6 protein-coding genes and 1 pseudogene are annotated in these 15,499 nt (G+C 46.5%); 2 read left to right on the top strand and 5 right to left on the bottom strand.

Annotation, left to right across the window (positions count from 1 at the left end; genetic code table 11):
- Positions 1–113: 113 nt before the first annotated feature.
- The gene (locus ABD036_RS14600; RefSeq protein ID WP_343861191.1) at positions 114–3,854 is read left to right on the top strand and encodes a glycosyl hydrolase; all 3,741 of its coding nucleotides are present in this window, start codon (positions 114–116) and stop codon (positions 3,852–3,854) included.
- Positions 3,855–3,945: 91 nt separating this feature from the next.
- On the opposite strand, the gene ABD036_RS14595 is transcribed toward ABD036_RS14600, so the two are convergent.
- The 5 genes and pseudogenes from ABD036_RS14595 to ABD036_RS14575 all read right to left on the bottom strand — a co-directional run.
- The gene (locus ABD036_RS14595; RefSeq protein ID WP_343861189.1) at positions 3,946–4,959 is read right to left on the bottom strand and encodes a cupin-like domain-containing protein; all 1,014 of its coding nucleotides are present in this window, start codon (positions 4,957–4,959) and stop codon (positions 3,946–3,948) included.
- Positions 4,960–4,967: 8 nt separating this feature from the next.
- Positions 4,968–5,690 carry a SapC family protein gene (locus tag ABD036_RS14590; RefSeq protein WP_343861187.1) on the bottom strand — a complete coding sequence of 241 codons (723 nt, stop codon included), beginning with the start codon at positions 5,688–5,690 and terminating at the stop codon, positions 4,968–4,970.
- A gap of 74 nt (positions 5,691–5,764) precedes the next feature.
- Entirely contained in the window at positions 5,765–7,327 is a 1,563-nt protein-coding gene (locus ABD036_RS14585) for a tryptophan halogenase family protein (protein ID WP_343861185.1), read from the bottom strand.
- Positions 7,328–7,408: 81 nt separating this feature from the next.
- The gene (locus ABD036_RS14580) at positions 7,409–10,375 is read right to left on the bottom strand and encodes a TonB-dependent receptor (protein ID WP_343861183.1); all 2,967 of its coding nucleotides are present in this window, start codon (positions 10,373–10,375) and stop codon (positions 7,409–7,411) included.
- Positions 10,376–11,017: 642 nt separating this feature from the next.
- A pseudogene (locus ABD036_RS14575) lies at positions 11,018–13,675 on the bottom strand (family 16 glycosylhydrolase); the annotation flags it as partial.
- A gap of 410 nt (positions 13,676–14,085) precedes the next feature.
- On the opposite strand from ABD036_RS14575, the gene ABD036_RS14570 reads away from it, so the two are divergent.
- On the top strand, positions 14,086–15,483 hold the full coding sequence (locus ABD036_RS14570) for a malectin domain-containing carbohydrate-binding protein (protein WP_343861181.1): 1,398 nt from the start codon (positions 14,086–14,088) through the stop codon (positions 15,481–15,483).
- Positions 15,484–15,499: the final 16 nt, after the last annotated feature.

Genomic DNA, 15,499 nt, shown 5'->3' with positions numbered 1-15,499 from the left:
TCTGCCGATCTGATGATAAGTATACGAATTAACTTTAATCCTGTCTGAAAGACCACCTGCGGTGGTCCTTCGCAGACAGGCGGTGCGCTTGGGCGCTTTTTCTGGGATATATTATGAAATACAATTATTTAGCGTTACTTGTCGTCAATGCCATGCTGGTTTCTGGATGTGGAGGCGGTGGTGGCAGTGACCCTGCGCCTATTCCAACCCCGACACCAACGCCCACACCAACGCCGACTCCAACGCCAACACCGACGCCAACACCGACGCCAACTCCAACACCAACGCCCACACCAACGCCAACGCCAACTCCGACGCCCACACCAACGCCGACGCCAACACCGACACCAACGCCAACACCAACGCCAACCCCAGGTGATGTTGTGCTTTATGGTAAGGGGAGCGTGGCAGAGCAATTTAATCCGGATGGTTATAGGTGTACTGAGGACTATGGTTTCTGGGTTTATAATGCAGGAGTAGTCGAACCTGGAGTCAATGGTTGTACCAATGACGACAGACCAATAGGCTCGATCACAGCGCGTTTTCCTCAAGTTGTTGGCGCGGCTGCGCAAAAGCCTTTAGCCGCACACCGATGGTGGGGCTCGGTGTCTTTTCTTGGTGAAATGCAAATCGACGATCCGAACAACGCGGCTTATATTACACCCGATCCGATAATTGCACGGATAACCAACAAGGGCGTCCGGGTAATGGGGATCCCCGCGGGTTTACAGTCGATGGATGACATTAATTTTCAGTATCCGATCCCTGATCCGTTTAGTGAAGTCTTCGATGGTATTGCGGTGGCTAATTCTGCCCACGGTGAACTGGAGGGGTTTCTAAAAGACAGTAGCGATGGCTCAGTCACCGTCGAGTGGCACGCACAGGGCGAAGCAGTGATGCAAGCCACCTTTGTGCATGGTTCTCCTTATGTATTTTTCACTTCATACAGCGGTGATTTGGTATTAAGAACCTTGCGTGCCGATGGTGGCGAAAAAGGACATTTTACTGTTCAGGACAATATCTTAGGGCTATGGACCAATGTTGCAGGCAACAGAAACACCTATTTAGCGGTGGGTGATGAGGGCACAACCTTTAGCAATATTAGTTCAAGCGAAATTGCTATCGATAGCCCTACTAATTCTTTTACCTTAGTACTGATGCCCAGTGGTGAAGAGGCAGTGCCTGCTCAAGGGGTGATTGATACCTTTAGTGAACTTGCTAGAAATGAGGTGGCTGCCGTTAACATTGACTATCAAGTGGACGCCAACACTCAAGCGGTGACGGTCACTCACAGCTATAGTGATGCTAGCGGTCAAGCCGTCCAAACGATGGCAGGTTTACATCCGCTACATTGGAAAAATAGCTTAGTAGCTACCACCGACTACTCGGTTCGAAGTGCTAGGGGGACGGTGAAGTTTAGTCAAACCAGTGGATTTGAATATAGCCTACCTCATGTCGGTGTATTGCCTTACTTGCCAGCCATTCCTAGTACCATGGAGTTGTCGCAATTAACCCAATATATCGATGAATTCATTGCCCAAGGTCCAGAAAGTTGGAATACCTTTACCGATACCTATTGGTCAGGAAAAGCCTATTCTAAAGTGGCTGAACTTGCAGCGATTGCGCGGGCGAATAATCTCAATACCCAAGCCGATATCTTTGTTAATTGGCTCAAATCCGAATTAGAAGATTGGTTTACTGCAAAAACCGATGATCAACTAGACACTGATAAATATTTTGTTTATGACCAAGATTGGTACACGTTATTAGGTGTGACTGAGTCCTTCGCTTCTCATCAAATGCTCAATGATCATCACTTTCATTACGGTTATTTTGTGCGAGCTGCAGCGGAGATTTGCCGAGTTGATAAAAACTGGTGTGCTGACGATCAATACGGTCCCATGGTCGAACTGCTGATCCGAGACTACGCTGGCGACAAGAATGACGATATGTTCCCGAACTTGCGCCATTTTGATCCCGCCAATGGATTCTCATGGGCCTCGGGCATGGTGAATTTTGCTCGCGGCAATAACAATGAATCCACCTCTGAGGCGGCCAATGCTTACGGTGCCATTATGTTGTATGGATTAGTCACCGGCAACGATCAATTAGTTGAGCGCGGCACCTATCTGCATGCTTCTACAGCGGCTTCTTATTGGCAGTATTGGAATAACATTGATCATTTCAACGGTGAGCCAGAGGAATACAATAACTTCCCTGCAACTTACGACAAGATCACGACCTCAATCATTTGGGGCGATGGTGCCGTATTCTCTACTTGGTTTAGTCCGCTTAAGGCGCATATTTTGGGGATCCAAGGATTACCGATTAATCCATTAACGATGCACGTAGCGCAATATCCCGAGTACATGCGTGATTACATTACCCTTGGGTTATCCGAGTCAACCAATGGTAAGCCCTCTGGGCTAGGTTCAGACGAATGGCGCGATATTTGGTGGAACTTATTGGCGATGAACGATGCTGACGCCGCCATTAACGATTTCAACTCAGTATCAAATTATACGCCAGAGTTTGGTGAGACTAAGGCCCATACTTACCATTGGATACACACGCTTAAACAATTAGGGCAGTTAATCAGTGGCACCGGCGCTATCACCGCTAATGATCCAGGCGCAATGGTGTTTGAAAATGGCGATCAGCGCTCTTATTTGATTTACAATTTCTCCGATCAAACTAAGACGGTTGAATTTAGCGACGGTATTAGCTTTGAAGCGCCAGCGTCGGTGTTTACAGTGCGTACTACCGCCGATCTTGAAACCGATGACGATCAACCGCCATCTACCGTGAGTGGCTTAGCCGCAGCGAATATTCGTCAAACTCAGGCGGATATTAGCTGGAACGCAGCAACTGACAATGTGCGTGTTGCCAGTTATCTGCTTGAAATTGAACTTGCAGGCGAGCAAGTGAGTAGCCAATCAACTCAAGCGACTAGCAGCAGAATTAGCGGATTAACGGAAAATACCACTTATGACGTATTGGTGAAGGCAGTCGATGTGGCAGGTAACCAATCTCAAGCGGTCACTGTGACATTAACCACAGCACAGATAGGTCAAGACTTACCGCCGGTCATGAACGGTATCATTGGCATTGATAGCACCACAACCGACGGTTTTACGGTTAGTTGGTCGGCAGCAGAAGATGACGAAGGTGTTGCTAGCTACAGGGTGAGTGTCACTGGACCAAATGACTATCAGTTAGATACCACTACCACTGAGCTGAGCTTTACATTGGACAATCTTGCCGAGCAATCTAGCTACACTGTAACGGTTTCAGCACTGGATACCAGCAATCAAGTCTCTAACGAGCTGCAACGACAAGTCACTACCGCGGCTTCAACGGCAGCGCTAGTGCTACTTGGTGATGTCCTCGCTGAAGGCTACGTGGCTGGAAACTTCCCCGGTAATAATGAAGCAGATAACGACAGCATTTCGGTTGAGTCGGGCGTGCTTAGCGCAGACTTTACGGGGACAGGTAATGTGTATCTTACCGCGCCCTCGGCGTTAGATTTAAGTGATTATGCCAATGGTTATTTGGTGTTTGAACTGGCTATTGTTAGCCTTGGAAGTCATAGTGACATTTTGGTCAAAATCGATAGTGGTTGGCCAGCAGTGTCGGATCTTGATTTGTCCATCTATGGCGGATTGCCCTCTGAAACTAATCAGTTTGTGGCCTATCGAATTCCCATAGCGGACTTTGTCGCGGCATCGAATCGCTACGATCCCGGTAGTACAATGGACATCAACTCCGTTATTAACCCAGTGGTATTTGAAGGAGACAGTGCCGGCAGTGATTTGCATATTGAAGTGCAGGGGATAAGGTTCGAAGCGCAGTGATAATGTGAGCTGCTAGCGGCATTAGCTGCTAGCTTTTCGCTGAGTCAGTATATTATTCTGCCTTTTGTCAATTTTCCAGAGTTCAGGTTAACTAGCGGTTTAGTTTATTGATTAAGGTGGCGCGCAATTGACGCGCTCTTTGTTCATCCAAGGGATCCAGAATACCTTTGCGATGCGTTGGAATATGGTCTGTGTCCATCGGCGAGAATACGTATTTTTCGAACATGTTTTGCCAGTTTTCACGTTGGGCTTTGGGCAAGTCACGAATGCTTAAAATGGCGTGATTGAGCGCATCCATCGGTGTGCCCATAAAATGTGGCACTTGTCGCCACCAATAATTCACGAGCACATTAAACCCAGCCAAACCTTCTACATGGTGCCACCACATACTTGGAATAAAGATCGCATCTCCAGGACCTAGCTCAACGATCGAACAATGTTGCAGTGCTAGTTTAAATTTCGGGAAACGCGCAAAATCAGGCTGATAAAAATCTACTAAGCTCGCGGGGGGGCCGGCAGGGGTGAAATCCAAAGGGCCAATGTAGAGATTTTCTAATTGTTCGGGGGGAAACAGCGTAAATCGCCTTTTTCCTACTGCGCAGCAGGCAAGGTTGTCAGGCACATCAAAGTGCGCGGCAATGCGCGATTGAGCGCCAGCCCAGATACTAACCAAAGGCGCATTTGCCAGCGCAGGGACGTCATTGTGTTGGCGAAAACCTGGCATGATATGATCAATTGAGGTAGAGCCCAGATAACTACAAGGTGCTTGCTCGTCATTGATTGACGCTAAGATTTCGTCTAATACCCGATCTAAGGTGGTGTTCTTAGGTTTAAAGTTAAATCCGTCTAACTGCTCATTATAGAAAAAACGACCTTGCACTTCATGCGGCGCTTCAAAAGCTTGCACCGGCTTGCCGTTCGACCATTGTCTTATATAATCCGCGCCATGAGACGCAGATTGTTGACCCGCCTTAACTAATGGCCAGTCGCGTATCAGTCCCCTGAACACAATAGGCACTGTTGAGCTAAGTCTGGCTGGCGTTAAATCTTCAAAAGTGGCATTGGCAACTTCTTCAACACTCACGCTAGAGGAAAATGCGAGCATATTGATGTCTACAACTGCTGATTTTTCTTTTCAATCAATACCGACAAATTCGACATTGAGGCGTCCATCATATGGATCATGCGCAGGTAACCTTGCTGATGTAATTTTTGCAGGTCATCGCCATCTAAGGCTGCCACTTTTTCTTCATTGATGGTGTATAAACTGTTAAGTTCATGTTGGCTGTTATCATCGAGTGCTACTTTGATACTCACCGACTCAATCAAATCTAATGCCAGCAGAGCGTCAATAAATTCGTTAGTTTGCTGATGTCCAAGATGTATCGATTGCAAGATGGAGCTGATGTTTTGTAAGTACTCACTTTGTCCACCTTGATCTAAAAATATGGCCTGGCCATTTTCTTGGTTGACTCTTGGGCTGTCCATGTCGATGAACACTACCGGCTCTTTTTCGAGTACGCCATCTTTTTGAATATTTTGAAATCCAATTAAAAAAGGTCGTCGTTGAATACTCAATGGAATGTAATTGGCTTGCCATCCTTGGTCGTTAAGGTATAAGTTTTCTTGCTCACCAAATCCAAACAGGGCGATAGCTTCAAACTTGCCTGTTTGTGAGTGCTTGCGGAAGAACATCGGATAGCAGCCTTGCGCTTGACGAAACTCAGAGACAAACACATTGGTAAAGCTGATGTCATCTCCCCTGCCTGGACGCATCTGAGTATCTACTTTTACATCCTTGTGAGTTACGTTATCCAATAATTGATGATTGGCCATTAATTTTCCTTGTTGTTATTTTTAAACGGCATAAAGGGGCCGAAAAATGTTTCATTCTAGTATTTATAGCACGCCTAAATTCGCTGTAAACCGTACTCTTTGATCTTGTTGATTAACTCACGATTGGTCGGTAATCCCTTGAGCAGTTTATTGGTTAATTGCTGATTTTTGGCTAAATTTTCCATCGCTATTTGTCGATTACTAGAGCGACGCATGGTTGCAGGCATTTGGGTTCTAAAGCCCATTCCGTACAATACATACTGATAACTAGCTGATGGAAAGACTTCATCAATTTGGGTGAAATCACTGTGCCAAGGGCTATGATATTTCCACAGTTCCAATTGTTCTTGTAAGTCTTGAGGGATGGACTCTGCTTTGCAGTTGTCGACCCAATAAGGCGTGTCCTTGCGTTTGGTCAAAATGTAGTGCAGCTTTAGAAAATCAATGATGCGATCCCATCGATAACGAAACTTATCGTTAAAGCGCTTTGCCACTATGTCCATAACACCGCGGGTTGCGGGCAACTGTTCGCTTATCATAGCAGCAGATAATTCGACCAATACCAAAGCCGAGGCTTCCAAAGGCTCTAAGAATCCAGCAGATAGCCCCACTGCCACACAGTTTTTGTGCCAGAAAGTCTCACGGTGACCGGGGGTAATTGGAATTTTACGTATGCTGAGATCATCGACTTTGTCACCAATGGTGGCGCGAATATAATCACGCAACTCAACTTCTGCTTGTTCATCACTAATATGGGCGGACGAGTAAACATGTCCCACTCCTCGGCGCGAGGGTAGGCCGATATCCCAAATCCAGCCAGCACTTTGTGCTGTGGAGATGGTGTGTGACGCAATCGGGCTTTGCTCTGACTCATAAGGCACGTGCACTGCCAGTGCCGCATCATTGAATAAAATATGGCGTTTATCAATAAAAGGGATTTGGTAGTGTTCGCCTAACAATAACGATTTAAAGCCCGTGCAATCGATAAATAAATCGGCTTCTAGCTCGCCATTAAGCTTGGTATTTAAAGATTTGATATCACCATTGTCATGACTATTTATGCCTGTGACGTGATCTAATATATGGGTGACACCCAATTGTTCGGTGCAATGCTTTTGCAGCATTACGGAAAACTTGCCCGCATCCAAGTGATAAGCATAGTTGGCCACGTGAGCATATTCAGGAGTGGTATTTTGTTTAGGGGCTAGACCTCGTTCACACAGATGTCCTTGAAATGACACGGCATCGGCAAATGGGACTTGCTCAGCATGCTCATGCCAAAAAGGCGCTAAATTAATTTGTTCGTAACCTTGTGGCAACACCAGCGGGTGATAGTAGGCGTCATCATCTGCGCCGGTCACCCATTTAGCAAACTTAGCGCCTTGCTTAAACGTTGCGTCACATTCACGGATAAATTGAGTTTCGGTAATGCCCATTTTACGCAAGGTACCACGCATCGTAGGCCATGTACCTTCACCCACACCGATAGGCTTCACATCAGGCGACTCGATTAAGGTGACCTTGATACCTTCAGCTGAATTTGCCATATGCTCAGCGGCAATAACACCTGCTGTTAACCAGCCGGCAGAGCCGCCGCCAACAATCACAATCTTGCGAATAGGCCTATCATCAACCACGGTTTACTCCTGAAATATTTACTCAATAAAACAATAACAAAAAGCCGCTATAAAAGCGGCTTTTTTCGTAACTTGTTACCGCTAGAATGTATAGCGAGCACCAAGGTTGTAACGCGTACCATATTGGCGGGCGAACAAGAATTGCTCGACGTAACGACCATAACCCTCTTCGGTTTCGTTGGTCAAGTTAAGACCTTCGAAGAACACGGTAATGTTGTCATTGATATCGTAGTTAATACTCAAATCAGTTTGTGCGTACTCTTTACCGAATTGAGGAGGCGCTTCAGCAGAACCTTGCGCTTGTCCAATACCAATGAGGTAATCATCACGCCATGCATAAGTGATTTTTGCTGATAATCCATCTTTTTCATAAAAGAGTTGGAAGTTAGCAGAATCACTCAGTCCATTTAGCACCGACTGTACCGCAAACACCTCTGGGTTGTATTTCACGTCACCATCAACGATGGTCGCGTTGAAACCAGCACCAAAGCCACTTTCGCCAAACATGTGCTGCACTGTAAACTCAAATCCATCAACGGTTTTCGAATCACCATTGGTTGGCTGGCTTACCAACCATTCTACCAACGGATCTTCTGGATTCTGGCGCACAATTTGGGTTTCACAACACGCATCATCAACCCCACCACCATTGGCTATAATCTGTTCCCAGATCGCCGTTACAGTAGGCTGGTCGCCACGAGCAACTACGTCTGCTTCAGCTTGTATAGCACGAGGTCCAATAAACGGGTCTCTTAAGCCATCAACGGTAATCGTGGTGAAAGAATTTTCGATGAAGTTTTTCACATCCTTACGGTAATACCCTAAAGACACATAACTGCCTTCGTCGTAATAGTATTCCAAACTTAAATCAAAGTTGGTTGATTCAAATGGCAATAAGTTAGTATTGCCAGCTGAACCTGTGCGGCTACCAGGCTTAGGACTGCCTGACAATGAACGAGCACCCACTAAGTTACCCAAAGGTGCACGGGTAATGGTTTTACTGGTAGAGAAACGGGCAATAATATCGTCAGTCACTTCTACCTTGATGTCTAAATTAGGTAATACCACATCATGTTCACCGGTAAAGGACACGACGCCACTGTCACTCGGTCTGTAACGTAATTGCCATTCGGTCGGATTTGACCATACTAAGAAATCTTCGATGTCTTGCTCGACTAAACTGGTTACATCGGTTTTCTCATAGCGGACACCGACATTGACGTCTACAGCCATCTCACCCAATTCAAAAAACATATCTGCTGCCAAATACGCACTTTGAGTGTCTTCGGTTAGATCAGCTGTATTTAGCACACCGAAATCAGGATCCAATGGATCAGTTGGGAAGCCGAAGAACGACTGCATGCGCGCAACTGCTTCTGCATAGTCAAACGAATAATAGTAATCAGTAGTCAGATTAGCACCGCCGTTGGCGAATTCGTCTAACAAGTCGCCAGTGTTAGTGCGGGTAAACATGCTATCAGGGAAAATCGCCTGGTTGCCATTGTAACCATTAGGGCCCACATTTCCGTTGTTGGCGGAATAACCACCAAAAAATTGTTCGGTATTGGCAAAGCCTGCACGTACTTTGGTTAAGAAGCTATCTTCAGGGTTAACCCATTCGGCATCTAACTGGATCTGTTCAATGGTGGATTCCCCAACGCTTCGACCGAATTGGGCAAACAAAGGATCAAAGTCAGCTGGACTAGCTTCTTGTGCACCATTTGGCCACACCATGCTGAATTGAGGGATGCCGCCTTGTGAGAAATCATAGGTTTTGTTAACAATGTTGTTTGGTGCCAGGATAACGTTTCCTGAGTGACCAGTACCGTCATCTGCGCCGTTATCAGTGGTAGTTTTCGAATCATGATAATCGAATTCAACACTGATATCGTCGGTAGCATGCCATTCAAAGTTGAAACCGATAGAGTCGCTTTCAACCAGCAATGTTTCTACGTTAGCAGAGTGAGCATAGTCGTTGTTAGACTCATTAAAACGAATCGCAGTACCACGTTCGTCCAATTCGTAAGAATTTACGTTACCACCAAAGTTAAACCAAATACCAAAGCCCAAACCTGAGGTCGCAGTTTCTGCTTCAGAATAGACATAATCTAGTGTAAAAGTCATGTCGTCACGAGGAGCATACTGCAAAGTTGCTTGGCCATTAAAACGTGACCGTTCAACATTGTTAATGTTGTAAGAAATTTGACGTGGGAAGTAGGTGTGACCTGCCTTACCATCAGCTGTTGCACCATCAGCAATGTCTTGTTCTTCACTGGTGGCGTCAGGGCGCAAATCGACAATATCGGTGGCGGAACTGAACGGGCCTTGGTCTGCTTGCCAACCAGGTACATTGGCACTTTGTTGTTGGAAATCCCGTTGTTGCATTGATAGTGAAATTGCCACACCAATTGTATTATCAGCGAAAGTATCACTGTATAGAGCCGCTAGCTCTGGCGTAACATCTTCACCCTCGACGTTAGATTCGTCGTAAATGCCCTTAGCCGAAACCACATATTTAAGGCCTGGAGAATTAAGCGGTTTAGCAGTGATAATATTCACTGTTGCGCCTAAGCCACCAGACGGTATGTTTGCACGGCCAGTTTTGTATAACTCCAGAGCACTGACACCCGCAGATGATAAGTTTTCGAGATCAAATGAACGAGTGTTACCCGTGCCCGGCATTTGTCGACCGTTTAAGGTAACCAAGTTAAAATCTGGACCGAAACCACGCACAGTGATTTGACTACCTTCACCATTTTTACGGCTGATGGTCACACCTGGGATACGTTGTAATGATTCCGCTAAGTTAGTGTCTGGAAACTTACCCATCTCTTCAGCAGAGATGGCGTCTACCACCCCTTGTGCGTCACGCTTCATATCCATGGCGCGCATTAAGCTGCCTCGAATACCTCGAACCGAAATCACTTCAACGTCATCAGCGGGGGCGGCTGCGTCTTCTTGAGCATGCACTGCCGGAATGACCGACGTGCCCAACAGCAAAGAGACCGATGCTGCTAAATATTTTCTATTGAAAGTCATGTGTTTCATAGTGTTCCTACTTATTATTCTCTCAATTCTTTGATTTGCTCATCCCTCACCTTGTGGCTATTCGCCGCACCGATGAGGGATGAAATCGTGTTATGCAATATCGTCTTATGCTTACTGAGACGTGATCATCGCGTTGTCAATCAAGTAGGTGGCGCCGCCACCCGTTGCCCATGCTGGGAATACCATCACAACATCTATCTCTGTTAAGTCCAGCCCTGCATCTGACAGAGCAAGCAAATCAAAGGTGTAGGTCTGCCATTGGCCTACTACTGGATCCTGACCTTCATTACTGGTGTTAAGGTTTAGCTCGGCGAAAGACGTGTTGCCGCCTGCTTCCACTTTCAATAACCAGTTAGTTGGGCCATCTGACGGATTTGACACAATTTTCATTTCGAAAGTTAGGGTGCCGGTTGCCAGATAATCTTCAGCATTAAAAGGAGTACCCGTATCACGACTGTAGAAGCCAAGGACAGTGCCACCATTATCCAGAATCTGGAATTGTGCCACTTGACCATGCTCTGCATCATCTGCGACTGCGGTTGGCGTTGTACCGCCACAGCAATCCCACAGAGGCCACTGGGCGTTTTCTTCATTTGCAAAGAAAGTCAGTACCGCATTCGGGTTGGCTGGAGTTTCAGTGCTTGGGTTTCCTATAACCACATTGTCAACACGATAGACTGCACCTTCACCTGTTGCCCATGCTGGGAATATCATGATGACGTCAATGGCACTGATATCCAAACCTGCATCGGCTAAATCGGTAAGATCAAAGGTGTAGGTCTGCCATTCACCGGTGACCGGATCAAGCCCTTCATTACTGGTGTTAAGCGCCACCTCAGCGAAAGAGGTATTGCCGTCGGCTTCCACTTTCAGTAACCAGGTAGTTGCGCCTGGAGGGCTGACCACTTTCATATCAAAGCTTAGTGTACCTGTAGTCAATAATGCTGACGCGTCAAACGCTGCACCATTATCAGGTAAACGACTGTTGAAGCCCAGTACTGTACCGTTGTTATCTAAAATAGAGAACTCTGCAACTGCACCATGCTCGGCATCGTCAGTTTCAACCGTTGGCGTTGTACCACCACAGCAATCCCATAACGGCCAATTAGCGTCTGCACCATCGGCAAATACCACCTCACGAGGGCCTGTTGGGCCACCTGTGGTTGCATTCGGATTGAAGATTTTAGCATTATCAACACGATAAACTGCGCCTTCACCGGTTGCCCAAGCTGGGAATATCATTATTACGTCAATCGCGCTGATATCTAGCCCTGCGTCAGATAAATCAGATATGGCAAAGGTATAAGTTGCCCACTCACCAGTGACTGGCGCGTTGCCGCCATTACCGTCGGCTAAATCAAGTTCAACCGCCGAGGTAGTCCCACCGGCCTCAATCTTGAACTTCCAAACTGCATTGTCAGCCGTTGGTGCGGTAACCACTTTCATGTCAAATTGCACGACACCTTCAGTAAGTAGCGCTGAGGCGTCAAATTGAATACCTGAACCGTCAGCTGGTTTGAAGCCTAACACTGTGCCGTTGTTATCCAAAATCGAGAATTCTGCGACCACACCGTGTTCAGCATCGTCCATCTCTTCTGTTGGCGTGGTTCCACCACAACAATCCCATAAAGCCCAATCTGCGTTTGCTTGGTCTTCAAACAACACTAGCTCAGGGAACGTCTGTCCACCTGGCTCGGCAATGGTGAGATTGTCAACACGATAAATTGCGCCTTCACCGGTAGCCCACGCTGGGAATATCATGATGACATCAATGGCACTGATGTCTAATCCGGCATCTGCAAGCGCTTGTAATGGGAAGGTATAGGTTTGCCATTCACCTGCTACCGGATCGGCACCTTCAACACTGGTGTTTAACGCAACTTCAGCGAACGAGGTATTATTGTCTGCTTCAACTTTCATTAACCAAGTAGTAGAGCTAGAAGGTGGGTTGACCACTTTCATCTCAAACGACAAGTTACCTGTGGTTAACATGGCTGATGCATTGAATGGTGTACCACCTTCAGAAACATCCGAGCGGCTATTGAAACCAAGCACTGTGCCGTTGTTATCGAGGATCTTAAACTCTGCTACTGCACCATGTTCTGCGTCATCAGTAACCACTTCAGGTGTGGTTCCACCACAACAATCCCACATTTTCCAAGCTGGGTTTTCGCCGTCTGCGAAAATTGTGATCGGCACGGCAACTTCTGGTACTGGTGGCGTTGGCGAAGGCGCTTTACCTTCAACTAGAGTGTCTTCGTCTTTATAGCCGCCACGAACTGTTTCACAGCCTTTGCCTGTAAGCGGATCAATTGAACATTCGTAAACACGCACGTAATCAATTTCAAAGGTTTGACCATTTTCAAAGGCTGCAGCGTCTATACCTCTATTATTGACATTTTCCGGCCAGTCTCCACCAACAGCAAGGTTCAAAATAATGTAGAAGTCTTGGTCAAAAGGCGCCGTATTCCACTGAACTTCTTTTTCGCCCGTGGCGATATTGAAGTATTCAGCAAACCAACCCCGATGTTTCAAACCGACCGCTTCGCCTTTACTGTTGTAACGTACTTCAGAGGCCATTTGCGTAGCATATAGATAACCATCCATATACCAGCGAATTTCACCCTCTTGCCATTCTATGGCATAGGTATGGAAATCGTCTGCGGGATTTGATTCCGGTAGGTAAGATTTACCTGATTCTTCATTATTCGGCCATAGTCGACCGTAATGTAAGGTACCGTGAATATAACCTTCTTCAACACCTTCTTCATTGGCAACTTTTAGATTGACCGCTTCCATTATGTCGATTTCACCGGATCTCGGCCAACTACCGTAAACTTCATCGGTAGGCATCATCCAAAACGCCGGCCAAGAACCCTGTCCAGAAGGGAGTTTAGCGCGCATCTCAAAACGACCATAGGTCCAGTCGCCTTTATATCTAGTTTTCAATCGAGCTGAAGTGTAAGGCTGTTCAGCACCTTCTTCTGCGGGTTTAGCGACAATATTGAGCTTGCCATCCGCCAAAAAAGAGTTTTCTTCTGAGTCGGAGTAACATTGCTTCTCATTGTTACCACCGCCATCGCAATCGACCTCGTGAGTCCACTTAGACGAGTCGATACTACTCCCATCAAACTCATCGTTCCAGACCATTACCCAGTCTGAAACTGGAGCTGAAGTATCGACCGCTTTCAAATCAGTATTTGAGTTTGAACCACCACATCCTGTCAGCGAGAGTGCTAAAACAACTCCTGCTGAAAGAGACAGGCGACGCGTCGTGTGAGTAACGCTTTTATTTCTCATTGTGTTCTCCGAAATAACAAAATCTAAGTGACTTTGCCTGGCGCTTGACTCTGTGCTTCTACGTTATTTCATCGTAGTGAATCACACAGTACCCGGCCAGATGTTAAATGCCTGTTTTAATTTGTAACACAAGGGTTAACAGCTGCACTACTAAATACGGCAAGACGGGACTATCAAGAGATGGAACGGACTTGCACCTTCAATCCGGCTTTTTCAAGCCGCAATTAGGCCGAAAAAACTTTTTAATATTCGAGGTTACAAACCGCTAAATTCGGACTGTTCGGTCAGTTTATGCCAGATTGCCGCAGGCTCAGTCCGCTTGAGCTTGTTTACGTTGCGCGGGAAAACCGTTTGCATAAGGTTTAGCTACTTTGAAAACAATTGCAAAGATAAGTAGCCAAGGCTGACACATGAAAACGTTATATTTTAATCTCATTCATCGCCTGAGTTTTTTGTCTACGGTCATTTTGATAATGACTGCATGCACTCCTCAACAACCAATGTCGAGAAGTGAGATAACCAGTGAGAACCTAATGGCGAAACCCAAGGTGTTAAAAGATACCCAGTACCAACAATCGGTAGTCTTGGCGATCAATGTAGGCGGTGATGAATACGCTGGGTTTGACGGCATCCGTTACATTCAAGATAGATTGTCAACGCAAGCGCAAAAAGCACAATCCGATGGCATTAAAGGCTCACAAGATCCAACCCTATATAAAAGTTATCGGGTCGGTGATATGGAACTGGCGATCCCGCTGGAAAATGGTCTCTATGATATTACCTTTAAATTTGCCGAACCTGACAATCTAGATGTCGGTGAGCGACTGATTAATGTCTATGCTCAAAATCAGCCGGTGCTACGCAATCTCGACATACGCATGGCACGAGACGGCAAGGTGCTGTCTGCATTAGATAGAACGGTCACTAACGTAAAGGTTGCCGAGGGACAGTTGCAACTCAAACTAGCCTCAGTAAAAGGTCAGCCTGTGTTGCATGCGTTGATCATCAGACGCAAGTTTAACGATGCCGAAAACTGGGAATTGGTCTGGCAGGACGAATTTGACTACACCGGAAAGCCCGATCCGACTAAGTGGAGCCACGATGTTTGGCCAGCCCGAAAGGTCAATGACGAAGATCAAGTCTACACTGACAGAGAAAAGAACGTACGAGTTGAAAATGGCCACTTGATAATTGAGGCCCACAAAGAACCATTCGGCAATGGTGAATACACTTCTGGCCGGATTCACTCTTTAGGTAAAGGCGACTTTTTATACGGTAAAGCACAAGTGCGTGCCCGTATTCCTGGTGGGCAAGGAACTTGGTCGGCGATTTGGATGTTGCCAAGCGACCCCTACAAGTACTCAACGAGTTGTGAACCCGGTGAAGATTGGCAGGGTAGCTCAACATGCGATGCATGGCCTAACTCAGGCGAAATCGACATCATGGAATATGTTGGATTCGATCCCACCACCATTCATGGCACAGTGCATAACAAAGCCTACTATTGGATGAACTGGGAACAACGTAAGGGCAGTATCGAAGTGGATCAGTCCGTCAATGACGAATTTCAAGTCTATTCAATGGAGTGGGGACCTGACTATATTGCGGTATCTATGAATGGCACGCCCTATTTTTACTATGCCAATCAAGGCGAAGGCTGGCGCGCTTGGCCGTTTGATCACCCTTATCACCTGATCTTAAATTTAGCCATCGGCGGTCAATGGGGTAGAGCAGGCGGACCCATTGATGACCGTCTTTTCCCGGTACGCATGGAAGTGGACTATGTGCGGATTTACCAAGCTAAATAATGACGCAATTTTGGGC

This window comes from Aliiglaciecola litoralis, assembly GCF_039523355.1.
In the GTDB taxonomy this organism is placed as follows: Bacteria; Pseudomonadota; Gammaproteobacteria; order Enterobacterales; family Alteromonadaceae; genus Aliiglaciecola; species Aliiglaciecola litoralis.
This window is presented reverse-complemented; position numbering and strand designations above follow the sequence as displayed.

Coding starts and splice junctions, on each gene's coding strand:
- ABD036_RS14570 (WP_343861181.1), top strand. CDS start 14,086: ATGAAAACGTTATATTTTAATCTCATTCATCGCCTGAGTTTTTTGTCT.
- ABD036_RS14600 (WP_343861191.1), top strand. CDS start 114: ATGAAATACAATTATTTAGCGTTACTTGTCGTCAATGCCATGCTGGTT.
- ABD036_RS14595 (WP_343861189.1), bottom strand. CDS start 4,959: ATGCTCGCATTTTCCTCTAGCGTGAGTGTTGAAGAAGTTGCCAATGCC.
- ABD036_RS14580 (WP_343861183.1), bottom strand. CDS start 10,375: ATGAAACACATGACTTTCAATAGAAAATATTTAGCAGCATCGGTCTCT.
- ABD036_RS14590 (WP_343861187.1), bottom strand. CDS start 5,690: ATGGCCAATCATCAATTATTGGATAACGTAACTCACAAGGATGTAAAA.